This window comes from Singulisphaera chitinilytica, assembly GCF_049331405.1.
Classification (GTDB): Bacteria; Planctomycetota; Planctomycetia; order Isosphaerales; family Isosphaeraceae; genus PoT.
The window spans coordinates 3,547,346-3,571,293 of sequence record NZ_CP186274.1 but is presented as its reverse complement, the minus strand read 5'-3'; the positions used below and the strand labels follow the sequence as shown (position 1 = coordinate 3,571,293).

Annotated in this window: 15 protein-coding genes; 9 read left to right on the top strand and 6 right to left on the bottom strand. The window is 65.3% G+C overall.

The window, feature by feature from the left end:
- The first annotated feature begins 117 nt into the window (after positions 1-117).
- On the top strand, positions 118-585 hold the full coding sequence (locus tag ACOYYX_RS14435) for a BON domain-containing protein (protein ID WP_422930604.1): 468 nt from the start codon (positions 118-120) through the stop codon (positions 583-585).
- 3 nt (positions 586-588) lie between these two features.
- Here the strand turns inward: ACOYYX_RS14435 and ACOYYX_RS14430 are convergent, their stop codons facing one another.
- Positions 589-2,112 (bottom strand): TolC family protein, encoded by a 1,524-nt coding sequence (locus tag ACOYYX_RS14430; RefSeq protein WP_422930603.1) that lies wholly within the window; start codon positions 2,110-2,112, stop codon positions 589-591.
- A gap of 325 nt (positions 2,113-2,437) precedes the next feature.
- Here ACOYYX_RS14430 and ACOYYX_RS14425 point away from each other — a divergent pair, with 325 nt between their 5' ends.
- The 5 genes from ACOYYX_RS14425 to ACOYYX_RS14405 all read left to right on the top strand — a co-directional run bounded on the left by ACOYYX_RS14425 (position 2,438) and on the right by ACOYYX_RS14405 (position 9,569).
- On the top strand, positions 2,438-3,910 hold the full coding sequence (locus ACOYYX_RS14425; RefSeq protein ID WP_422930602.1) for an aldehyde dehydrogenase family protein: 1,473 nt from the start codon (positions 2,438-2,440) through the stop codon (positions 3,908-3,910).
- 132 nt (positions 3,911-4,042) lie between these two features.
- Positions 4,043-6,313 carry a S9 family peptidase gene (locus ACOYYX_RS14420; protein WP_422930601.1) on the top strand — a complete coding sequence of 757 codons (2,271 nt, stop codon included), beginning with the start codon at positions 4,043-4,045 and terminating at the stop codon, positions 6,311-6,313.
- 299 nt (positions 6,314-6,612) lie between these two features.
- The gene (locus tag ACOYYX_RS14415; protein ID WP_422930600.1) at positions 6,613-6,936 is read left to right on the top strand and encodes a hypothetical protein; all 324 of its coding nucleotides are present in this window, start codon (positions 6,613-6,615) and stop codon (positions 6,934-6,936) included.
- A complete protein-coding gene (locus ACOYYX_RS14410; protein WP_422930599.1) occupies positions 6,933-8,609 on the top strand; it encodes a sodium/pantothenate symporter in 1,677 nt (558 codons plus the stop codon). Before ACOYYX_RS14415 ends, ACOYYX_RS14410 begins: the two co-directional genes overlap by 4 nt.
- A 108-nt stretch (positions 8,610-8,717) precedes the next feature.
- The gene (locus tag ACOYYX_RS14405) at positions 8,718-9,569 is read left to right on the top strand and encodes a carbon-nitrogen hydrolase family protein (RefSeq protein WP_422930598.1); all 852 of its coding nucleotides are present in this window, start codon (positions 8,718-8,720) and stop codon (positions 9,567-9,569) included.
- A 136-nt stretch (positions 9,570-9,705) separates the two neighbouring features.
- On the opposite strand, the gene ACOYYX_RS14400 is transcribed toward ACOYYX_RS14405, so the two are convergent.
- The 5 genes from ACOYYX_RS14400 to ACOYYX_RS14380 all read right to left on the bottom strand — a co-directional run bounded on the left by ACOYYX_RS14400 (position 9,706) and on the right by ACOYYX_RS14380 (position 19,834).
- Entirely contained in the window at positions 9,706-10,962 is a 1,257-nt protein-coding gene (locus ACOYYX_RS14400) for an SGNH/GDSL hydrolase family protein (protein WP_422930597.1), read from the bottom strand.
- A 44-nt stretch (positions 10,963-11,006) separates the two neighbouring features.
- The gene (locus ACOYYX_RS14395; protein ID WP_422930596.1) at positions 11,007-12,422 is read right to left on the bottom strand and encodes a DUF1501 domain-containing protein; all 1,416 of its coding nucleotides are present in this window, start codon (positions 12,420-12,422) and stop codon (positions 11,007-11,009) included.
- A gap of 64 nt (positions 12,423-12,486) precedes the next feature.
- A complete protein-coding gene (locus tag ACOYYX_RS14390) occupies positions 12,487-15,798 on the bottom strand; it encodes a PSD1 and planctomycete cytochrome C domain-containing protein (RefSeq protein WP_422930595.1) in 3,312 nt (1,103 codons plus the stop codon).
- Positions 15,799-16,090: 292 nt separating this feature from the next.
- On the bottom strand, positions 16,091-17,512 hold the full coding sequence (locus tag ACOYYX_RS14385; protein WP_422930594.1) for a DUF1501 domain-containing protein: 1,422 nt from the start codon (positions 17,510-17,512) through the stop codon (positions 16,091-16,093).
- Between the two features lie 81 nt (positions 17,513-17,593).
- Positions 17,594-19,834 (bottom strand): DUF1549 and DUF1553 domain-containing protein, encoded by a 2,241-nt coding sequence (locus tag ACOYYX_RS14380; protein WP_422930593.1) that lies wholly within the window; start codon positions 19,832-19,834, stop codon positions 17,594-17,596.
- Positions 19,835-20,083: 249 nt separating this feature from the next.
- On the opposite strand from ACOYYX_RS14380, the gene ACOYYX_RS14375 reads away from it, so the two are divergent.
- From ACOYYX_RS14375 to ACOYYX_RS14365, 3 genes are all read left to right on the top strand, one after another.
- Positions 20,084-20,956 carry an RAD55 family ATPase gene (locus ACOYYX_RS14375; protein ID WP_422930592.1) on the top strand — a complete coding sequence of 291 codons (873 nt, stop codon included), beginning with the start codon at positions 20,084-20,086 and terminating at the stop codon, positions 20,954-20,956.
- A gap of 78 nt (positions 20,957-21,034) precedes the next feature.
- Positions 21,035-21,793, top strand: a complete 759-nt coding sequence (locus ACOYYX_RS14370) for an SDR family oxidoreductase (RefSeq protein WP_422930591.1) — start codon at positions 21,035-21,037, stop codon at positions 21,791-21,793.
- Between the two features lie 138 nt (positions 21,794-21,931).
- A complete protein-coding gene (locus ACOYYX_RS14365) occupies positions 21,932-23,944 on the top strand; it encodes an FG-GAP repeat domain-containing protein (RefSeq protein ID WP_422930590.1) in 2,013 nt (670 codons plus the stop codon).
- Positions 23,945-23,948 lie beyond the last annotated feature (4 nt).

Below are 23,948 nucleotides of genomic sequence, written 5' to 3'. Positions count from 1 at the left end.
CGGGATCGATATTCCGACGGGGTTTTTGCACGCGCCGGGGGACGAATGGGCGTTCACGCCTGCCGTCCGTCGCATGCATTGGTGAGTCTTGGGACGGATTCGTCGAGGAGACGCGAGATGCAACGCCGATTCGTCGCGATGGGAGCGGGGACGCTGCTGGGACTGGCCGTCTTCACCTGTGCCTGCTTCGCGCAGCAGACACTAGGGGAGAAGGTCGGAGAGGGCCTCCAGAATGTCGGGCGGGGGATGAAGCGAGGCGTCCAGGAGGTGGGCGACGTCGTCCGTCGGCAGTTCGAGACGGTGAAGTCCGAAGTGAACCGCATGGGGGTCCACTCCCGGGTCTACTCCCGGCTCCACTGGGAACGGTCGCTGCACGACTCGAAATTCGAAGTCCACATGCTCCGCGACGGGACCGTCCTGCTCCGTGGCACGGTGCCGGATTCGGAGTCTCGCGAGCGGGCCGTCGAGATCGCGCGGAACACCGTCGGCATCACGGCCGTCATCGACGAGTTGAACCCGCTCGTCGTGACCGAAGAAGTCAAGGTCCCCACCACGAGCCGATCGTCCAAGCGTTCGACTCGCTGAGGATCAGAGGTCGCCGACCGCGCGACGTAGACGATACGTCGCGAGGTTCTCATCGTAGACGGCATTGTAGAAGTTATTATACGCCTCGACCCGACGATTCTCGGCGTCCAGCACTTCGGTGTACGTGCTCAACTGCTGGCGGTAGCGGTCGAGGATTACCTTGACGTTCTCTTCCGCCTGGCCGATCGCCGCGCGGGTGACAGGTACGCTCTGGCGAGACTGCAAGAGGTCGAGCCAGCGCGTGCGGACGTCGAGGGCGATATTTGCGGCCGCATCGGCCCGCCGCTGGAGCGTCGATTGCTCCTGCTGACGCAATGAGGCCGCCCGCCGCCTCGAGACCCCGCCGTCGGTGAGCATCCAGTCCACGCTCACCATGGCCACGCCGTTCCCCTGCGGCACGAAGTTCTGGGCGCCGATGTAGGCGAACCCGCCGCTGATGTTGACCTGCGGGCGGATCGCGCTCAGGGTCGAATCGGCCTGCGCCCCGAGGGCCATCGCCTGCTCGGTGAGCCCGGCAAGCTCGGGACGCGTCGCGAACGAGCGACTGACGAGTTCCTCGATCTCGGGACGGCTCATCTCGCCGAGCGCGGCGTTGGCGCGAATGGCCTGCGCCGCGAGTTCCTTCCAGTCGGCCTGGGGCGGGAACGATGAGAGTTCCTCGAGCGGAACCTCCATCGTGTAGGGCCGAGCGAGATAGCGGTTATAAGTCGACCTGGCGCTCTCGAGGGACGTGCGCGAGCGGATTTCCCCGAGCCGGGCGTTCGCCAGGGAGACCTCGGCGGCGAGTTCGTCGCTGCGGATCGCCAGGCCTTCTTTCCGCCGGTTGCTCACGTCCCTGGCGAAGGAGGAGAGTCGATCCACGTTGCTCCGGGCCACGCTGAGGTTGCGCTGGGCGCGGAGGACGCCGATGTAGGCCTCGGCGACGGTGAGCTTGAGGTCGAGCGCGGTGCGGGCGACCTCGGTGCGCTGGGCGTTGAACTGGTGGCCGGCCGCGTCGATGTTGCGGAGGAGCCGCCCGCCGGTGTAGAGCGGCAGCGAGGCCGCCGTGTACGAGATCGGCAGGTCATTCTGGTTCCTGCCGATGGCCGGGAAGAGGAAGCTCGTACCGCCGGTCGCCGCGCCAGCGCCTCCGGAAGTCGCCCCACCCCCCAGCACTCCCGCCGGGAGGTTCGTCTTGATCTGAGGCGAGTTCGTCAGGGCGACGTTGACGTTCTGCGTCCGGACCGAAGGGTGACGCGCGGCCTTGGCGGCCTCGAGGTTCAGCGCCTCGGCCGAGGCCTGCGTCTGCTGGGACTGGAGTTGCTGGTTGACACCGAGGGCGATGTCCCAGGCTTGCTGGAGGTTCTCGGCACGGGCCGTCATCGCGGCCAGGAGGGAAACGCTTGCGACGGCCGCGGCGATAACGCGCGAAGCCTTGCTACCGTTGCCCCCAAGTACCGAGAACTCCTGGCGACGAGGAGCCTTGCCATCCATGGCGTTTCCCATCTCAGGTTCCTGATCCTGCTCGCTCCGCGAGGAGAGCAACATCTCTCCATCCAGTTCTTCGACCCGTCGGGCCTCACCGATGCACGAAGGATAGGACGATTCTTGGTCTCCCCCTCATGGATGCGCACGTAGAGCCTGATCTATGGATTGGCGCGATTCGGAGGGTCCTGAGCGTTGGGCGTCCGGAGATGGATGGAGCCTAGAAACCTGCGTCCGAGGCCATTAACCGATCGCTGTCCACCGATGGGTGCTGGGGCGTATCCTGGTTCCCGGGGCGAGGAAAGCCGGGGGTTGACAACGCGATAGGGCTGGCGGACGATGCGAGCAGTATCTCGTCGAGCTCTGCCATCCACGTGAGGTCCTCTCCATGGTCCAGACGGCAACCGCTCCCTCCTCGGCCCCGACGATCCGACAGACGCAGCTCCTGATCGATAACCAGTGGGTCGACCCCGTCGAGGGGGGCTCCTTCGAGACCTACAACCCGGCGACCGGCGAGGTCATCGCCACGGTCGCGGCCGCGACGTCGGCCGACGTGGACAAGGCGGTCAAGTCCGCGCGAAAGGCCCTGGAGAAAGGCCCCTGGAGCAACATGAGCGCGTCTGAACGCGGGCGACTCATGAACAAGCTCGCGGATCTGGTCGAACGCAATGCCCTCGAGCTGGCGACCCTCGAGTCGTTCAACTGCGGCAAGACGATCAGCGACTCCAAGGGAGACCTGGCTGGGGTCGTCAAGACCCTCCGCTACTATGCGGGCTGGGCCGACAAGGTTGAAGGGCGGACGATCCCCGTCGACGGCAACTTCCTCTCCTACACCCTCCGGCAGCCGGTTGGAGTCGTCGGCCAGATCATCCCCTGGAACTTCCCACTGTTGATGCTGGCCTGGAAGTGGGGCCCCGCCCTGGCCTGCGGCAATACGATCGTGATGAAGCCCGCCGAGCAGACACCTTTAACCGCGCTCCGCGTGGCCGAACTGGCCGTCGAGGCCGGTTTCCCCGCGGGGGTGATCAACATCCTCAATGGCTTCGGCGAGACGGCGGGAGCCGCGCTCGTCAATCATCCGGACGTCGACAAGATCGCCTTCACCGGCCACGTCGACACCGCCAAGATCATCCAGCGCCAGGCGGCGGAGACCCTCAAGCGGACCACGTTCGAACTCGGCGGCAAGAGCCCCAACGTGATCTTCGCCGACGCCGACCTCGAGCAGGCCGTGGCGGGAGCCTTCCACGCCATCTACTTCCACGGCGGCCAGTGCTGCACGGCCGGCAGCCGGCTTTTCGTCGAGGATCGGATCCACCAGGAGTTCGTCGAGCGCCTGGCCGAGAAGGCCAAGGCCCGCAACATCGGCGACCCCCTCAACCCCAGCACCGAGCAAGGCCCGCAGGTCTCGCAGGAGCAGCTCGACAAGATCCTCCACTACGTCGACCTGGGCAAGTCGCAGGGCGCGAAGTTGCTGACCGGCGGCGAGCGGTTCGGCGACAAGGGCTACTTCATCGAGCCCACCATCTTCGATAACGTCCAGGACGACATGGCCATCGCGAAGGACGAGATCTTCGGCCCCGTCGTGAGCGTCCTCCCCTTCAAGGGCGTCGAGGAGGTCATCGAGCGGGCCAACAACACCTCGTACGGGCTCGCCGCCGCGATCTGGACCAAGAACATCGACAAGGCCCACCTCTTCGCCAAGAGCGTAAAGGCGGGGACGGTCTGGGTCAACTGCTACCATATCGTCGACGCCAACACCCCATTCGGCGGCTTCAAGATGTCCGGTCAGGGACGCGAGAACGGCGAGGCCGCTATCGAGCACTACACCGAACTCAAGACGGTCACGGTCAAGCTCGGCTAATCATGTCCCACTCGGATCGTCGTCGTCTTCGGTTCGACCGCAGGTCCACGCGTTACGCCAAGTCCGTCCAAGGCTCGGCCCGATGCGTGGACCCTTGACGTTTCAGGGCCTTGAAATCCGGAAGTGTGAATCATGACGCTCCAACTTGGATTCGCCTGGCTGATCTTGGGAGGTTTGATGTCGACGGATGCCGAGCCGAGTCAGCCAACGACCCCCGCGAACGCGAACGCCAACACGAAGCGACGCCCGGTGACCGCCGCCGACGTCGCGAAGCTGCCCCCTCCGGGGAGCGTCGTCCCCGGCGCGTTCGAGTTCACACCGGATGGCAAGGCCGTCAGCTATCTGAAGTCGGAGTCCTCCAGTTTGAGCCGGGTCCTCTGGCGCGTCGAGACCGACGGCGGCGTCCCCCGCGTCGTCGCCAGGCCTCCTGGCAGCGGCGACACCGAGGCCACCCTCACCGAGGCCGAGAAGCTCCGTCGCGAGCGGCAGCGCCTCCGAGAAACGGGCATCACCCAGGTCATCCGCGCCAAAGATGCCGACGCGACCGTGATCCCCCTCGGCGGAGACCTCTACCTCCAGCGGGGGGTCGGGCCGATCGAGCGCCTCACCGAAACACCCAGCCCCGAGCTCGACCCCAAGCTCACCGACGACGGGACGAAGGTGGCCTTCGTCCGGGATAACGAGCTGTTCGTGCTCGACCTGAAGACCCGCAAGGAAACTCAGCTTTCTCGGGGCTCCGAAGTGGGCCTCACGCATGGCCTCGCGGAGTTCATCGCGCAGGAGGAGATGGATCGATCCTCGGGGTTCTGGTGGTCCCCCGATGGTTCGAAGCTCGCGTATCAGGAGACCGACGAGCGGCACATCCCCCTCTACTCGATCGTGCACCAGGGGAGCGAGAAGATCTCGGTCGAGACCCATCGCTACCCATTCGCCGGGGCCGCGAATGCCAAAGTCCGGCTCGGGATCGTGAAGGCCGACGGGGGCGACACTCGCTGGATCGACCTGGGCGAGAAGGATACGTGGGTCCAGGAATATCTCGCGCGAGTCGACTGGGCCTCGCCCGACGTCCTCTTCGTGCAGGTCCTCTCGCGCGACCAGAAGCACCTGAGCCTCTACCGGGTCGACGCGACGACGGGCTCCAAAACCCTGCTCCTGGAAGAGACCTCGGCGAATTGGATCAACCTGCACCAGGATCTGAAGATCCTCGACAAGACGGGCGAGTTCGTCTGGGCCTCCGAGCGCTCGGGGTTCAAGCATCTGGAACTGCGGGACAACTCGGGCAAGCTCGTCCGGGAGCTGACCCAGGGCCCCTGGCCGGTCGACGCCGTTGCGGCCCTGGTCGAAGGCAAGCGCGAGGTCTGGTTCACCGCGGGGCGTGAGACGCCGCTCGAATCCCAGCTCTACCGGGTCTCGCTCGACGGCGGCGACGTCGCCCGCGTGACGGAGGATGCCGGCGTGCATCGCGCGGCCGTCAGCCGTGATGGCGAGCACTTCGTCGACGTCGTCTCGAGGATCGACCTCCCGCCTGTCACGAGCCTGCGCGATCGTTCCGGGAAGCTGATCAAGGTCCTCGACAACGCGGCCTCGGATCAGCGCGTGACTGAGTTGGCGCTCGTCGCCCCCGAACTCGTCGAGTTCAAGAACCGCGAGGGCATCAAGGTTTTCGGAGCCTACTACGCCCCGCAGTCGAGGGCGCTAGGGGAGAAGGCCCCCCTGGTCGTCATCGTCTACGGGGGACCGCACGTCCAGACGGTGACGAACGCCTGGTCGTTGACCGCCGACCAGACGGCCCAGTTCCTGACCACAAGGGGTTTCGCCGTCTGGAAGATGGACAACCGTGGCTCGGCGCGACGAGGTGTGGCTTTCGAGACGGCCCTCGCCCTCCACATGGGCGGGGTCGAGGTGCGCGACCAGGTCGATGGCGTCCGGTTCGTCAAAGAGCGATGGAAGGACGTGGACACGAACCGCGTCGGCATGACCGGCGGGAGCTACGGCGGATACATGACCCTGCGGAGCCTCACCGAGGCCGCCGAGGTCTTCCACGCCGGCGTCTCCGTGGCCCCCGTCACCGACTGGGACGGATATGACACCTGTTACACCGAGCGATATATGGGTACCCCGGCCAGCAACCCCGCCGGCTATCAAGAGTCGTCGGTGCTGACCAAGGTCGAGAAGCTCCGGGGTGAGCTGATGCTCATCCACGGCATGCTTGACGAGAATGTACATTTCCGCCACAGCGCCCGCTTCACGACGGCCATGATTGGCTCGTCGAAGCCCTTCCGGTTCCTCCCCCTGCCCGACGAACGCCACTCGTCTCGCAAGGAGCTGGATCGCAAGTACGTCGCCGAGCAGATCGCTCTCTTCTTTGAAGCAGCCCTCGGCCGGGGGGCAGTGAAACCCTGAACCCTGTCCTCGCACCATCAACGCAACGCGTACGAAATCCGAGCCGCTGCCTCCGTCGCGAGGGAGCGGCTCGTTGTTTTCATCCTCCGCGGTGGGGATGAGTCGTGTCGACATTTCGGCCGAGTTTGTGAACCTCGCGAGGTAGAGGGTTGCGTTCGAGCGTCCGACGTGCGAAAAGTACGTGAACCTGCCGTTCCGCTCTCTCTCCGGCGTCGGACGAAGCCGTACTCGACCCGCATCTTCTGGCTCGATACCACCGGCCGACCCATCTCAAGCCTCAAGTCGGAGATCCCCCACACGTGTCCCGAGACACCGATCCCGTCCTCAAGCATTCGCGGCGTGAGGGCATCATCATCGCGATAGCCTGGGTGGCCGCCACGACTTATTGCTGCGCCTACAGCTACTTCTACGGCTACAACCGCGACGGCCACAAGCTCGGCGTCGGCGACCTCCACCCCGTCTACGGAATCCCCTCCTGGGTCTTCTACGGCATCCTCGTGCCCTGGCTGGCCTGCGCCCTCTTCACCTTCTGGTTCGCCGGCTTCTACATGGTCGATGACGACCTGGGTACGGACCACACCGCCGAGCTGAACCGCGACATCCGTGAAGGAGGCATGGAATGAATGCCGCCAGCGTCATCCACGCGCAGCCGCCGACGCTCATCGCGCTCGTACTCTTCACGCTCGTCTCGCTCGGCCTTGGCGTCGTCGCCAACCTCGCCGAGCGTAAGGGGAGCTTCATGGAGAAGTACTTCCTGGGGAACCGTTCGCTCGGTGCCTTCGCAGTCGCGCTGACGGCGGCCGTCATGAGCGGCGGGACCTTCGTCGGCTTCCCGTCGCTCGTCTACTCGTTCGGCTGGGTCGTCGGGCTCTGGATCTGCTCGTATATGGTCGCCCCCTTGACGGTGCTGGGCGTCCTGGGCAAGCGGATCGGCCAGCTCTCCCGCAAGACCGGGGCCATCACCCTGCCCGACCTGCTCCGCGAGCGGTTCGGCAGCCCGACCCTCGGCCTCCTGACCAGCATCCTGGTCATGTTCTTCCTCGTCTGCAACCTGATCCCGCAGTTCAAGGCGGGCGCGGTGATCCTCCGGATCGTCCTGCCGACCGAGGCCACGAACCTATTCGTCCCCGAGGATTCCCCCGTCGCGGCCGACACCGCCTACTTCATCGGCCTGGCCATCTTCACCGCGACCGTCGTGGCCTACACGACCTACGGCGGCTTCCTCGCGGCGATCTGGACTGACGTCTTCCAGAGCCTCGTCATGGCCGTCGGCGTCCTCCTCCTCTTCCCGCTGGCGATGGCGAAGTCCGGCGGCATCCAGCAGGCCACGATCAAAGGGATGGAGCTCGCCGGGGACGGATTCGGCTTCGGACCTGGTGCGGGGCGTGAGTTCCACACGGTGGGGCTCGCCGTGTCGTTCTTCTTCATGTGGGCGATCACCGGGATGGGGCAGCCCTCGACCCTGGTGCGCCTGATGGCCTTCCGCGACTCGCGGACGCTCCGATGGTCGATCATCTACTTGACTCTCTATAACATCTGCATCTACATCCCCTTGATCTTCATCTTCGTCGCCGCCCGCAGCATCCTGCCGAACCTGAAGTCGGCCGACGACGTCATGCCGAGCCTCGTGATCGCCCTCGCGAACCCGTACCTCGCGGGCCTGATCCTCGCCGCCCCTTACGGCGCGGTGTTGAGCACGGTGAGCGGCTGGCTGCTGATCGTCTCATCGGGCATGGTCCGCGACGTCTACCAGCGATTCTTCCGGCCGATGGCCTCGGAGAAGGAGATCGCCCGGGCGAGCTACCTCGCGACGGTGGCCGTCGGCCTGATCGCGGCCATCGCCGCCATCAGGCCGCCGCAATATCTCCAGTTGATCGTCGTCTTCTCGAGCACGGGGATGGCCGCGGCCTTCCTGATGCCCGCGATCCTCGGTTGCTTCTGGAAGCGGACGACGGCGACGGGTGCTATCGCCGCCATGATTGTGGGCGCCTCGTTCACGCTCGGCCTCTACCTCCTCGGCATCTTCGGCCCGAAGAGCTTCCACCTCGACTGGCTCCTCCCCGCGAACCCGGAGATCGGGGCCAAGAGCACGTTCCGGCCCTACTACCTGCTCGGCCTCGACCCGTGCATCTGGAGTCTGGCGGCGTCGCTCGCGGCCGGGGTCATCGGCAGCCTGATGTCGGCCCCGCCCAATCCGGACCGCGTCTCGCTCTTCTTCGGGCTCCAGCCGCCGGATGCTCCGGCCCCGGCGACGCTCGACCTTCACCCCGAGCTCGGCTCGAAGGTCGCGCATTGATCCTCGGCTGACCCGCGCGAACCCGGCGACTCTGCAGTAAACTAACGCGGCGTGGCGAGTGTCCGGCACTCGTCAGCCGCGTTGTTGCTTCGAACGAGGAAAAGATCCATGTCGGAACCCAAGGTCATCCGGGCGGCCGGCGTCCAGATGGACGTACGCATCGGCGAGGTCGAGCACAACCTTTCCGTGATCCTCGAGAAAATCAACGTCGCGGCGGACGACGAGGCCCGGCTCGTGGTCTTCCCCGAGTGCGCCCTGACCGGCTACGGCTTCGAGAGCCGCGAGGAGGCCCTCCCCTACGCCCAGACGATCCCAGGGCCGAGCACCCAGGCTGTCGCGCAGGAATGCTCACGCCGGGGCGTCTGGGCCATCTACGGGCTCCTCGAGCGCGATGGCGAGCATCTCTACAACGCCTGCGCGCTCGTCGGGCCGGATGGGGTCGTCGGGGCCTATCGCAAGGTCCACCTCCCCTTCCTCGGCGTCGATCGGTTCACGGACCCCGGTGACCGTCCGTTCGAAGTTCATGAAGTCGATGGCCTGCGCGTCGGGATGCACATCTGCTACGACGGGGCCTTCCCCGAGAGCGCACGCGTCCTGGGCCTGCTCGGCGCCGATTTGATCGTACTGCCGACGAACTGGCCGCCATTTTCCGAATGCGCCGCGGTGCACATGGTCCCCTGCCGCGCGTTCGAGAACGTCGTCTTCGCGATGGCGGTGAACCGCGTCGGCGAGGAGAGCGGCTTCCGCTTCATCGGCCGGAGCTCCGTCGCCGACCCCAGGGGCACGATCCTCGCGATGGCGAGCCCCGACGGCGAGGAGATCATCTACGCCGACATCGACCCGGCCCGCTCACGTCAGAAGCGCATCGTGAGGGTGCCCGGCAAGCATGAGGTCGACCGCATCGGCGACCGTCGTCCCGGCTTCTACCGGAAGATCGTCGAGCCCAACGGCCGGAATTGATCAGCGAATCTTCACGGCATCACAATTTTTTATCTTCAAAACACATCGTACCACGTCTTCAATCCGGGCCAATTCTCCATAACGCTCCTCCTCGAATCGGCCGGATTCGAGGAGGAGCCGATTGCGCCGTCGGAAATCAATTCTCGGGTTCGAGCTCGAACTTGTGCGACTTCGGCTGGGCCGTTTCCCGTTGGTCCTTGACCAGGTCGCCCTCGAAGGCGTCGAGTTCGGCGAGGGCCTTGGCGATGTGGGGCGAGTCCAGGTCCTGGAACGACACCTCGACCGACCGCCAGCGACGGAAGTGGACCTCGTTGTGCTTGATGGTCAGCTCGTGGACCTTGCGGGCCTGCTCAACCATCGGGGTTTTCATGGTGGCGAGGTTGATGCCCTCGGCGAGTTCCTGCTTGGTGAAGTGGCCGATCACGCTGCCGTCGATCTTGAGGACGTATTTGTCCGCGGCCAGGCCTTCCACTTCCAGGGTCTGCTTGTTGAGCTGGTCGACGATGTCGCTCGCCCGCAAGGCCAGTGCCGTGGCCTTGTCCGAGTAGTCGATCGGGAATGGGAGCGCCTCGTCGAGCTGGGACCAGCTCAGCTTGCCGCCGTCGAGCCTTAACTCGGAGACCTTGGCGTTCTTGGCCTCACTCTCGACGCTGACCCCTTCGACCTCAATCTCGACGTCGCTAACGACCGCGGGGGCGTGCCAGGCGTCGAGGAGAGCCGCGGCCATGAGGAGCTGACCGCCGGGCCCTGGGTGGACGCGATCCGGGTTCAAGCCGACGGCCTCCTTGGGATCGATGGCGAAGGCCTTCTTGGTCGCCTCGACGACGGGCGTATTCATGTCGGCCACGTCGATGTTCGTGCGCGAGGCCAGCCCCTTGAGGAACTCGCCGAAGCGGACGAGGACGTCGTTGTAGCCCTTGTCGAAGCCGGGTTTCCTGGTGACGTCATCGAAGGGGGAAGGCTGGATCAGGGTGATCCGGATCTGCGGGAAGGCCTCCTTCACCTTGGCGACGATGTTCTCCATGCCCTTGCTGTACGTGTTGAAGATCGACTCGTTGAACGACTGGTAGCTGCCGTCGTTCATGCCGAGCATGATCGTCATGACCGTGGGCTTGTAAGCGAAGACGTCGCGCTTGAGCCGAAGGTCGATCGGCCCGCCGCCGCCGCCGCTGACCCGGTCGCCGCCCCAGCCCGAGTGCACGAAGGTGATCGGCATCTTCGGGAACCGCGTCACGACGTATGTTTCGACGAACGTCGTGTAGAGGCGTTGTTCGGTGATGCTGTCGCCGTAGAAGACGACGCGATCCTGGTTCCTGAGATAGAAACCATCGGCCGCGGAGCTCGCGGACGGGATCGTGATCAGGAGCAATGCAAGGACGTAAATACGCCGCATGAGTGACCTCTCGGGTTATGGTGAGCCTTGATCGGGCCATACGCTCAGGCAAGGATCGGCGTGACAACCTTACCGAAGACGTCGGTCAATCGATAGTCTCGACCGCTGTAGCGATACGTGAGCTTGGTGTGATCAATGCCCATGAGGTGCAGGATCGTGGCGTGGAGGTCGTGGACGTGGACCTTGTCCTCGACCGAGTGCCAGCCGAACTCGTCGGTGGCGCCATACGTCATCCCCCCCTTGATCCCGCCGCCGGCCATCCACATCGTGAAGCCGAAGGGGTGGTGCTCCCGCCCATCCTTCCCCTCGGCGGTCGGCGTGCGGCCGAACTCGCCCCCCCAGATGACGAGAGTGTCCTCCAGCAATCCCCGCGCCTTGAGATCCTTGAGCAGCCCGGCGATCGGCTGATCGGTCGCCGCGCAGTTGCTGGGGAGATCCGACCGAAGCCCCCCGTGCTGGTCCCAGAGCTGGCAGCTCGATCGCTTCGAGGTCTGCGTGTGGTAGACCTGGACGAAGCGCACGCCTCGCTCGGAGAGGCGCCTCGCCATGAGGCACTGCTTGCCGAAAATCTCCGTCGTCGGGTCGTCCAGGCCGTAGAGCTTTCGGGTCGCCGGGGATTCCAGGTCGACGTTGAAGGACTCGGGGGCCTGGCGCTGCATCCGATAGGCCAGTTCGAACGACGCGATCCTGGCACTCAACCGACTGTCCTCCTTGCGCGTCTCGCGGTGGAGGTCGTTCAGCCGCTGCAAGGCGTCGAGTTGGTCGCGCTGCTTGGCCGGTTCGAGCCGGGCATTCGAGAGGTTCGCGATCGGGTTCTTCAGGTCCGAGACCAGGGTCCCCTGGTAAGCGGCCGGCAGGAAGCTCGAGCCCCAGAGCGGAGCCCCCTGCGCCGGCTGGGCGGGGCTGATGACGAGGAACCCGGGCAAATCCTGATTCTCGCTCCCGAGCCCGTAGAGCAGCCACGAGCCGAGGCTCGGCCTGGAGAAGGCCTGCTCGCCGGTGTTCATCTGGAGGCAGGCACCGTTATGGTTGATGTTATCAGCAACCATGGAACGGATCACGCAGAGGTCGTCCACGCAAGAGGCGACGTGCGGGAAGAGCTCGCTGACCTCGATGCCGGACCCGCCGTGTCGCCGGAACTTGAACGGCGATTTCAGCAGGTTCCCGGTCTTCGTCCGGACGAGGTGGGGCATTTCGAACGGGAGCGGCTTGCCGTCGTCCTTCTCGAGCCGGGGCTTGGGGTCGAACGTGTCGACGTGCGACGGCCCGCCCGACATGAACAGGAAGATGACCCTTTTGGCCCTGGCCGGGTACATCGGCGGGCGCTCGACCAGCGGGTTGTTTGCGCCCGCGTCGCCTCGCGTCTCATCGGCCAGGAGCCCGGCGAGGCCCATCATCCCGAAGCCGTTGGCGAAGGTGCCCAGGACCCGGCGACGGTTCAGGGGTTCGTTGGAGATCATCGGCGGCCTCGCATCGCGATCGTGTTTCGGGAGTTTGATTCGAGACGAATCAGTCGACATTGTTTTAATCAATGTAAATAAATTCGTTCGTGCATATCAGAGTCTGACAGTAGGCAACCCAGGCATCCTCGTCCCCCGGGATCGACGCGAGGTAATCCCGGCCGATCTGCCGCTCGGCCTCGCCGGGCGGGCGACCGAAGAGCATGGCGTAGGCCCTCTCGATGCGGCGATCCCGGTCGGGCTCCTGGGCGATGAGTCGTTTCGCCAGGGCTTTGGACTGCTCGAGCACGTAGGGACTGTTCATCAAGAACAACGCCTGCGGGGCCACCGTCGAGACCGTGCGGGTATCGACCAGGGCGGTGGAGTCGGCCGCGTCGAAGAGTGGGCCGAACGAGGATCGATCCGACCGGACGGTCGTGAGGTAGAGCGTCCGCCGCAGGTTCGTGAGGTCGCGGAGCGAGGGGCCGCCGAGCGTTGGGTCGAGTTGGCCCGAGACGGCGAGCAGGTTATCCCGGATCGCCTCGGATTCGAGCCGACGCCGGTTCATCCGTGCGAATAGGCGATTGTCGGGATCGGCCTTGAGGGTCTCGGGATCGGGCTCGGACGCCTGCCGATAGGCGGACGAAAGCATGATGGTTCGGTGCATCTGCTTGATCGACCAGCCCGATTCGACGAACGTCCTGGCGAGAAAGTCGAGCAATTCAGGATGACTCGGTTTCTCGCCGAGCTTGCCGAAGTTGCTGGGCGTCCTCACGATCCCGGCGCCCATGTGATGCTGCCAGATCCGGTTGACCATGACCCTCGACGTGAGCACATGATCCGGCCTCGTCAGCCAGCGTGCCAGTTCGAGGCGGCCGCTGCCGCCGGCGATCTTCGCCTTGGGCTCCCCGCCGAGCACGATTGGGAAGTGCCGCGGGACTATCTCGCCAAGGCGAGAATAACTGCCTCGAATATGGACCTTCACGTCGTGGAACCCGGCTTGCGGGCTATCCGGGACGCCCCCTTCCTGCGCACCGTTCGCGTACGTGATCTCCGTGGGGGGATTCGCCCGCAGGCTAGTGAGTTCGGATCGAGCCTTCTGAATCTTCTGACGCGAGACCTCCGAGAGGATCGCTTCATCGCCGACCGCCTGGATCCAGAAGGGGCTGCGATGATCCGTGGGCTGAAAGCTCGACTGCAACTGGCTCGCGGCCCGTTCGATGGCCTTCGAGTCCTCGGGCGAGTCGGTGACGGTCTTCCTCCAGTTCGCGAAGGCCGGAGCCGCCTCGACGGCCAGTCTCCCGCGAATGCTCGACTCATCATGATCCTCGAAGCGCCAGACGTCCGGGCGCCCCTGGTGGTCGGCGTGAGGATTGCCCTTGAGCGGCTCGTTCATGAGGTCGCCGGCAAGGTCCCAGACGCCCGAGCCATCGACGGCCGCGACGTTCAGGGTGAGGGCCGTGGTGTCGCAGGTGTACTCGGCATTGGGATGCACGAGCAGTTCCAGGCGATCGCCCACGCCAACCTCGAGTGCCTTGAGCGGCTCCGCGGGGAGCGGCTCCGCCCCGGCGTTGGGCAAGATCCCCACGCCAAGTTGCTGACGGCCCGCTTGGTTATGGAGCGAGAGCCGCCAGGTGATGCCGTCTCCGGCCGCCGGATCGGCGTCGGCCACGCGACCGGTCACGCGAACCTTCCCCGCAATCGGGCTCGTCCAAGAGACGGCCACGGCCGAGGCGGGCCCGGGGTGGACGCAGACGGATTTCGGCGGCAGCGTGAACGTCAGGATCGTGGCCGGCTCGGCGTTCTGGTTCACCGTGAGCTTGGGCCACTCGTGCTGCCCCTTCCACGCCTGGACCCCGGATTTGCCCATCAAGTCGCGGACTGGCATACGCAACAACGGATAGTCTCGATTCAGCCCGAGTTCCTCGACCCAGTTTCGCAGGGCATACGGGAGCAGGCCTCGGCTGCGGGCGACCTCGGCAAGAGACGTCGCGGACGCGGCCTTCCGAGCCTCCCAGGCGGCGACAATATAACGTGCCGAATCCGAGAGAAGCACTTTGGCAAAAGCCGCCTTTTCTTCATTCAGGACGCGATTGAGTTCGTTCTCGAGTTCCACGCTGCGCTTGGTGTAATGCTCCCGGTGCTCCATCTCCGACGCGGACATCAAGGGGATCCGGAGCATCGGCGGGCCATTCGTCTTGAGGCCCACGTTGGGAAGGATGTGCGTGCTGAAGAAGATGCCGGCGAGGCCGTAGTAGTCCTTCGTGGTGATCGGGTCGAACTTGTGGTCATGGCAGCGTGCGCAAGCCAGGGTCAGCCCCAGGAACGTCCTGCCGACGACATCCACCTGGTCATCGGCGATGTCGGTGAGGAGTTTCTCCTTGTCCGCGTCGCCACCCCCCCAGTTCCCGATCGCGAGCATCCCCGTGGCGATGGTCTCGTCGACGTTGAAGCCGCCGGGCTTCTTGACGGGGAGGATGTCGCCGGCGAGTTGGTGGACGATGAACTGGTCGTAAGGCAGGTCGCGGTTGAAGGCGTTGACGACCCAATCGCGATAGCGGTAGGCATAGGCGATATCCGCCTCCACACTGCCGAGGATCCGGGAGTCGAACGAGTCGGCATATCTCACGACATCCAGCCAGTGCCGCCCCCAGCGCTCGCCGTAGTGCGGGCTCGCGAGCAGCCGCTCGACGACCTTCGAGAACGCGTCGGAGCCTTCGTCGGCCAGGAACGCCTCGACTTCTTCGGGTGTCGGCGGCAGCCCGGTCAGGTCGAACGTGGCCCGACGGATCAAGGTACGCTTACTCGCCTCACGGGCGGGTTTCCCCCCCTTCGCCTCGATCCCGGCCAGGATGAAGCGATCGATGTCGTTGCGGACCCAGCTAAAATCCTTGACCTTCGGCGGCTCATACTTGCCGACCGGCAGGAAGGACCAGAACGACGAGGCGTCCGCCGGCTTTTCTGAAGCGGCCTCGGTCGCGTGTTGCGACGCGGGATTGGCCGCCGGGTTCGGCCAGGGGAGGCCCAGCTCGACCCACTCCCTGAGGATCTCGATCTCCTCGGCCTTCAGCTTCCCATCGGGCGGCATCCGGGGTTCATCGACATAATTCAGGACGTCGATGAGCAGGCTATCCTCGGGCTTCCCGGCGACGGCCGCGGGCCCGCTGTCCCCCCCTTTGAGGAGAGTTTCCGCAGAAAGCAGGCTCAACCCGCCCTTCGGCTTGCCCTTCCCTCCGTGGCATTCCTGGCAGCGCTCGACGAGGAGGGGACGCACCTTTTTCTCGAAGAACTCGATCTGCTCCGGCGTCGCCGAGGGTCCGCCTTCTGCCCCAAAAGTCGCGGCAGCCAAGGGCAGCAACGCCAGCGTCCCGATCGCGATGCACAATCGTATTTTCATAGAATGAGTCCCTACAACGAGCGTTCAGGCGGCGTCGCGGAAACGGTCGGTCGGCTTGATCGACTCGGACCTATCAATAAGGCAGGCCACGAGTTGGCTCGTGCCCAACGTCGGGCGCCCGGCCTTACCTCTACGATTCGACTTCGCGGACCCGGCAGGCGGTCGGAGTGATTATTAAACCTCGGCTGTACGACCCGGCAGGATTGTCAGCTTACCCGCTTCGACAGCAGGCATCCATGCGTGTGAAAACGTCCGATTCTCGGCGGAAATCCAATCGAAGTTGCGTAATGGCTCAGGCGAGGAGTGGTCGAATCACATTTCCGTGGACGTCGGTGAGCCTCTGGTCCCGGCCGCCGTGGAAGTAGGTCAGGACGGTGTGGTCGAGGCCGAGAAGGTGCAGGATCGTGGCGTGGAGGTCGTGGACATGGACCTTGTCCTCGGCGGCGGCATAGCCGATCTCATCGGTCGAGCCGTAGACCGTCCCCCCCTTGACGCCACCGCCCGCCATCCAGGCCGTGAAGCCCTTCGGGTTGTGGTCGCGGCCGACCCCGTTCTGACTGTTGGGCATGCGACCGAACTCGCCCGACCAGACGATGAGCGTCTCGTCGAGGAGCCCTCGGCGCTTCAGATCGGTGAGCAGGCCCGCGATCGGCTTATCCGTCTCGCCGCAGTGCAGCTCGTGGTTCTTGTTGACGTCGCCGTGGGCGTCCCAGTTCTCGTCATTGTGCCCGCCGCCCGAGTAGACCTGCACGAAGCGGACGCCCCGCTCGACCATGCGCCGGGCCATGAGGCACTTGCGGCCGAAATCCGCCGATTTCGGGTCGTCCATCCCGTAGAGCGACTTCGTCTCGGCCGACTCCCGGGTCAGGTCGATGGCCTCGGGGGCCTGAGCCTGCATCCGGTAGGCGAGTTCGTAACTCGCGATCCGCGCCGAAAGCTCGGATTCGTGAGCTCGTGTTTGTTGATGCGTCGCGTTGAGCTTGGCGAGGTAGTCGAGCTGCGTGCGCTGCTCGTCGCGGGTCACGGGGGCCCGGGGCGAGAGGTTGAGGACGGGATCGCCTTGCGTCCGGAACTGGGTCCCCTGGTAGGTCGCCGGCATGAAGCCCGCGCCCCAGTTCGGGGCTCCGCCGATGGGACCGCCGCGGGGGTCGAGCAGGACCACGAAGCTGGGCAGGTCGCGGTTCTCGGTGCCCAGGCCGTACGTCACCCAGCTCCCGAGGCAAGGCTTCCCCTGGAAGACCGAGCCCGAGTTCATCTGGAGCATGGCCGAGCCGTGGGCGAAGCTATCGGCATACATCGACCGGACGATCGCCATGTCGTCGACGCATTTCGCGAGGTTCGGGAAGAGGTCCGAGACCTCGACGCCGCTCTGCCCATGCTTGGCGAACTTGCGGGTCGAACCCAGGAGGGTGACGTCCGAAAAAGAGTCCTTCCGGACTTCGATCTTCTTCGTCTTGCCGTGCTTCGAGTTCAGTTCGGGCTTGGGGTCGAAGAGGTCGACCTGAGACGGCCCGCCGTACATGAACAGGAAGATGACGCTCTTGGCCTTCGCCTCGAAGTGCGGGACCTTGGGCATCAGCGGATCTTCGGCCTCCGATGCCCGCGCCCGCTTGAAGAACCCGTCTTCCTGGAGCAACGAGGCCAGCGCCAGGCCCGTAAAGCCCGCGCCGGTCTGCCAGAGGAACTCGCGGCGAGTGCGGCCACAGGGAGTCATACGCTTATGTTCCTGGTTGAAGTTTGGAACCGGCCCTGGACTCGAACCTGGCGTATCGGGATATCGGGCGATGGCAGCCTTCTAGTCGATGTTCAGGAATTCATTGCTGTTCAGGAGAACGAGGCAGAACGCCCGCAGGGCCTCGTGCCCAGGCTCGGCCCGATCTTTGGCCTCGTGGCGTTGGGAAACGCGGTGGGTCATGTCCTTGAGGAAGTCCTGGGCATCGCGGGATTCGTCCGGGGTTGGCCGTCGCCCGAAGGCCAGGCGGAAGGCCCGCGCGACGCGAGCCTCGGCGGAATCGCCACACTCCTTCTCGAGCCGCCTCGCGAACTTCGCGGCCTGCTCGTGGAGGAACGTTCCGTTGAGCATGGCGAGGGCCTGCGGGGCCGTGGTCGTCACGCTGCGCCTCGGGCAAGGCTCCGAGTTGTCGGCGGCGTCCAGGACTTCGATCTCGGACAGAGGCAAGGAGCGCTTAACCTTCACGTAGACGCTCCGACGGCTCGCCGAACGTTCGTCGCTCCTCTCCCAACCGCTGCCCGGCCGGGACTGGCCCGCCAGCACGACCTGGTCGATGGGAGGCATCACGCTGGGGCCACCGAGTTCGAGGTTGATCGCGCCCGAGACGAACAAGATGGCGTCTCGGATCGGCTCGGCCTCGAGGCGCATCGGCGACATCCGCCAGAGCCAGGTGTTGGAGGGATCGCCGTCGGTTGCCTGATCGTTCCAGGTGCCCGACTGGCGATAGGTCGAGGACGTCACCATCAGACGGTGCATCGCCTTGAGGCTCCAGCCTTGGGCGACGAATTCGGAAGCGAGCCAATCGAGAAGCTCAGGATGGCTCGGCTCCTCTCCCATTGTGCCGAAGTCGCTGGGCGTCGCGACGATCCCTTGGCCGAAGTGGTGCTGCCAGAGGCGATTGACCATCACCCTGGCCGTCAGCGGGTTTTCGGCGCTAGCGATCCAGCGGGCCAGCGTAAGCCTCCGGCCGGTCGTCTTGCCCTGGGGCGGGGGGACGATTTCCGGCTCGGTCGTCGTCAAGGACGAGAGGAAGGCCGGCTGGATGACCGCGCCGGGACGATGGGCATCGCCCCGGACCAGCATCATGGTCGGATCGGCGGTCGGCCCGGTATCGGTGAGCCCGAGCGTCTTCGTGAGCGCCGGGGGGCGCCTGGACTCGATCGATGCGAGTTCCTTGTCGAATGCGGCCTTCTGCTTCTTCGCCTCCTCAGAGAGGCGGGCGAAGACGTCCTCGGCCTTGAGGTTCAACGCCTGGGATACCTCGTCAGCGAGCTTCTTCTGAGCGGCGTCGCGTTTCTCCGCCGGGAGATTCAGAGCGGAAAGCACTTCGGCCGAGAATTTGGCCCGACGCTCGGCGAGGATCGTCTCCCGGATCGGTCGGTAGAGGCCTTCGAGCTTCTCGTTGACGACCGCCCGTTCCTTTTCAATGACGGCGGTCTTGGCGTCGAACTGCGTACGTTCTTCGGCCGTCGCAATCTCGAGCTCGATGCTGCTGTTGTTGTCGCGGATGTACTTCTGGCTGGGCGAGAAGAAGGCGAGCAAGCGGTAATAATCCGCCTGGGTGATGGGGTCGAACTTGTGATCGTGGCAGCGGGCACAATGGATCGTGAGCCCGAGCATCGTCGTACCGACGGTCTTGATCACGTCGTCAAGCTGGTCGAAGCGATCCATGAGAGGATCGGGCGGTTCGTCGTCGATCAGGCCCACGCGGTACATGCCCGTAGCGGTCTTGCTCCCGGGGGAGGATCCGGGCAATTCATCGCCGGCGAGTTGCTCGGTGAGGAAGCGGTCATAGGGCACATCCTGGTTCAGGGCGGCGATGACCCAGTCGCGATAACGCCAGGCGTGTGGCTTCGGATCGTCCCGCTCGTACCCATGAGTCTCGGCGAATCGGACGAGGTCGAGCCAGTGCCTGCCCCAGCGCTCGCCATAGTGCGGGCTCGCCAGGAGGCGGTCCACCAGGCAATTATAGGCGTCCGTTCGCTCGTCGCTCAGGAAGGCATCGACCTCTTCGGGGCGAGGGGGCAGGCCGGTGAGGTCGAACGTGAGGCGGCGGATCAGGGTTCGCCGATCGGCCTCGGGAGCGGGGTCGAGGCCCTGCTCGCGGAGCTTCTTCAAGACGAAGCCGTCGATGGGATTGCGGATCCAGGGTTCGTCGACATCCCTGGACAACTCCGGCCGGCGCACGGCGTTCATCGACCAGAGCTTCCTGGCCTTCTCGCCCTTCTCGGCTCCGTCTGTCGGGGCGGTCGCGAGGACCGTCGCCAGCAGCAAGGACCATCTCGCAGCGTTCTTCCCCATCATGAGCTCAGCTTCGCCTCCCCCACGAATGGTTGTTTTTCTCTTGTTGAATATTTTGCCGGTGAGGCGTCCCGAGTGCAAGCTGGAAGGGATTCGGGCCGTTCGGGCATCCTTTGATATATCAAGCCTCAGCCTCGCCAAGGGTGATCGACCCTTGCCGTTTGTGGTAAACCTACCCAAGAATGAGAGGATTGTGCGGTCGTCCTATCGGCCGTCATTTCCCAGAAGTGGCTCGGGAGCCAGAGAATTACGATGCGGCAAGAGTTTGGTATCGCGGAACTCGACGAGTTACTTGGGGGAGGCCTGCTTCCTGGGTCATTGACGGTCCTGGCGGGCGCGACGGGCGCGGGCAAGACGCAGCTCGGGCTCAAGTGGGCCAACCGCGGCCTGAGCGCCGACGGCAAACGGGGCATCGTCTGCGACCTCACGAGCCGAGGGGACGCACAGAACCACTCCGGATACGCGAGTTCGCAATTCGGTTGGGACCTCACCGACTACTCCGCCGAGGAGCAAGTCGACCTCGACGCCGTCTGGGATTTCGGCCGGCAGATCGGCGACTACTTCCACCCATTCACCCGATCCGGGCGGCGAGTCACCCGCAGGGACCTCGACCCCGACGACTGGCATGCCTGGAAGTCGGACATGGCGAGGGTGCTCCGCAAGTCGGTGTGCTTCTTCTACGAGCACTTCGTCCGCGGGACGCGCCGGGTCGTCGTCGACGGCATCGAGCCGACCGAGCGGTTCGCGGACTCGATCCAGTTCGAGTTCTTCGAGTACCTCTATCAGCAGGTCCTCCGCAAGGATGACGACTGGGTGGCCCGCGAACTCTTCCGCGAGCAGTTCCGCGCCAACATTCCCCAGGTCGAGGCTCACCCTTATGTGCAGAAGACCGTGGGTTGTCTCTATCTCTATACGACGCCACACATTCTGCTCGACGACCTGATGGCCGAGCCGATCGGCGAGGGGGACATCTTTTCCAACGCCAATACAATTATCCTGATGGGGAGGACTCGCGACGCCGGCCGCCTCGGTCGCGCCCTTTATGTGGCCAAGCACCGCGGAAGCGCCTGCGGCGACGAGATCAAGCCCTATCGCCTGACCGATCAAGGCATTGTGTTCGATTGAGTTTGAGCGCAGTCCGTAAGTATGTCGTGCGCCGGACCGGACTTGCATTTTCACCATGAAGCTCCCGCGAGTGGCATCATGAGCTTCGTCATCGACCTGTCAGGCCAGACCGCGCTCGTCACGGGTGCGTCCCAGGGGATCGGTGCGGCCATAGCGCGGACGCTCCACCAAGCGGGCGCCCGCGTCATCCTGAATGCCCCAACCGAGGCGACCCTGCGCGATGCCGAGGCCATCACCTCGGATCTGAACGCGACCCGAGGCGAGGGTGCCTTCGCGAGACTCGCCGACGTGAGCGATCCCGTTGCGGTCGAGTCCATGATGCGAGGCGTGGCGGAGGAATTCGGCGGGCTCGACATCCTGGTGAATAACGCCGGGATCCTCCGCGACCGCTCGATCGCCAAGATGACCGTGGACGAGTGGCAGGCGGTGATCGACGTGAATCTCTCGGGCGTCTTCCTGGGCTGCAAGTTCGGTCTCGAGGCGCTCCGGGACGGCGGCTGCATCGTGAACCTGGGGAGCCTCTCGGCCCGGGCCGGCTTTCACGGTCAATCCAACTACGCGGCGGCGAAAGCGGGTGTGCATGCGTTGACCCAGGTCTTGAGCCGGGAGTGCGGCCGTCGCAAGATCAGGGTGAATGCCATCGCGCCGGGGGTGATCGAGACGGCCATGACCGCCTCTCTCCCCGATCCCGTCCGCGGTGGAATGCTCAAGAGCATCTCGTGTCAGCGCTTCGGCCGGCCCGAAGAGGTGGCGCAGGCCGTCCTCTTCCTGTGCTCCCCGCTGGCGAGTTACGTCAACGGGCACGTCCTGGAAGTCAACGGCGGCTGGCTAAGCTAACAACTTTGAACCCACTCCTCGCTTCGGCCTGGAGGCGGATTTTATGGCCAAGATCGCGCTTCCGGGTCGTCAACCGGCTACAATGCCCGGTCCCGATCCGTGGGCGAGGATCGAACTTCGAAGGTCGGAGGAACGGTAATGGCATCGGTCGACTATGAATCGAGCACGAATGAGGATGGGCAAGGCGAGCCGGAGACGAGCCCGGCGAGCCAGGCCAAGGCCCCTCGATTCTCCTGGGATGCCTCGGTGGCCGCGACTCCGATCGGTCAAGGGTGGGATGCTGAACCCGTCGCCGTGAACTGGTCCGGGAACGGTGCGGTCGACCTGCTCGTCACCTCGGGCGGCGGTGAGAAAGGCCGGACCGCCCGGATCTACAAGCGGATCAGCCACGGCGAAGCGGGACTTCGCTACGACGCCGGCACGGTCGTCGAGGCCCTCGCCGGCCTGCGCTGCGTGAACCCCCTGCCCAACGGCGGGGCGAGCCGCTTCGACCTCGTGGCCATCGATGACGATGGGCTCGTGCTCGTCCGGAACCTCGGCGACGGCGGCGAGCCCCGCTGGGCCGAGCCGAAGAGTCTGGGGATCCCCGCCGACCTCGGGATGCCCTCGGCCCACGTCGTCCAGATCGTGGCCCTCGACTGGGACGGCGACGGCCTCACCGACCTCCTCGTGGGCGTCGACGACCTGGCCGAATACTGGCCCGACTCCGATCGATTGCCCGAGTCGCAACAGGTCGGCTTTAACCAGAAGGGGGGCCACCCGGGCTATGACCACAACGGCTCCTGGCGAGGCAAGGCCCCGAGCGGCCGGATCCTCTGGCTCCGCAACCTGGGCCGTCCCGGCGAGCCGGCCTTCGAGCTCCAGCCGGAGATTCATGGCGATGCCGGCCCGCTCGACATGGGCCTACACCCCGCCGCGATGACCATCTCCTGGGGCGGCGGCGGGAGCGTCGAGTTCCTCCTCTCCGATAACCGAGGCGACGTCCGGATCTACCGCAACTTCGGCGGCCAGCGCCCCCCGGTCCTGATGGAACCCAGGACGCTCCAGTCGGGACATGGTGCCCTGCTCCTCCCCGAGGATCGCACGACGGTCACGTCATCGGACCTCGACGGCGACGGCCGACCCGAGTTGCTCTTCGGCCGCACCGATGGACGCGTCTTCGCCGTCCATGCCGGGGCGACCCGGAAAGATGCCAAGGCGCCCGTCCCCATCGAGCAGGCCGCGGGCCCCTTGAACTTCGGCGGACATGCCGTGGTGACGGCCGCCGACCTCGACGACGACGGCGACCTCGACCTGATCTACGGGGACGCGGCCGGTCGGCTCTTCCTGGTCGAAGACGCGGGCGAAGGCTCCGAGCACCGCTATAAGGCTCCCGTCGAGTTGGAAGCCGGTGGCATCCCATTCCGGATCGAGCCTGGCCCAGACGGCATGCTCGAAGGCCCGATCGCCCATCGGCTCGGCTATGCCTGCCCGACCCTGGTCGACTGGTCGGATAACGGCCGGTTGGATCTGATCATCGGCGGGGCCAGCGGCGAGATCTGCTACCTCAGGAACGACGGCGCCGCGAACTCGCCGAGGTTCGGGAGCCCCAGCCGCATCCGGCTCCGGGGGGGGCCGCTGATCCTCCCGCCCCGGGTCAGGCCCGCGACCGCCGACTGGAGCGGCGACGGCACGATCGACCTCATCGCGCTCGACCTCCAGGGGCACCTCTGCGTCTACCCCCGCGTGGATAGCTACGAAGTGGGCGAACCGACGCCCCTCGTCGATCGGCTCGGCCGCTATATCCGGCTCGACGGGGCCTTCGGACTCGCGGGCCTCTGTTCCCTCTGGGCGGGGCGCTGGACGGGTAAGGAGGAACTGGATTTGCTGGTCGGTCTCCCTCGAGGCAACCGGCACGTGATCCCGGCCCTGACGGGCGAGCCCCTCATGCGGGTCGACGACCTGCCGACGGTCTTGCTCCTGGAAAACCTCGGGCACGGGCGCCTGATCCCGAGGCCGATCCGCCATCAGGACGGGAAACCGCTGATCGTCGGCTCCCAGGGGTGCTCGCCGATGGGGGTCAACGCCCGCGGCGACGGGACGCTCGACCTCCTCGTCGGCTCCGACCAGGGGGAGTTGCTCGTCTATCCTCGCGAGGAACTCACCTGGTAAGGAC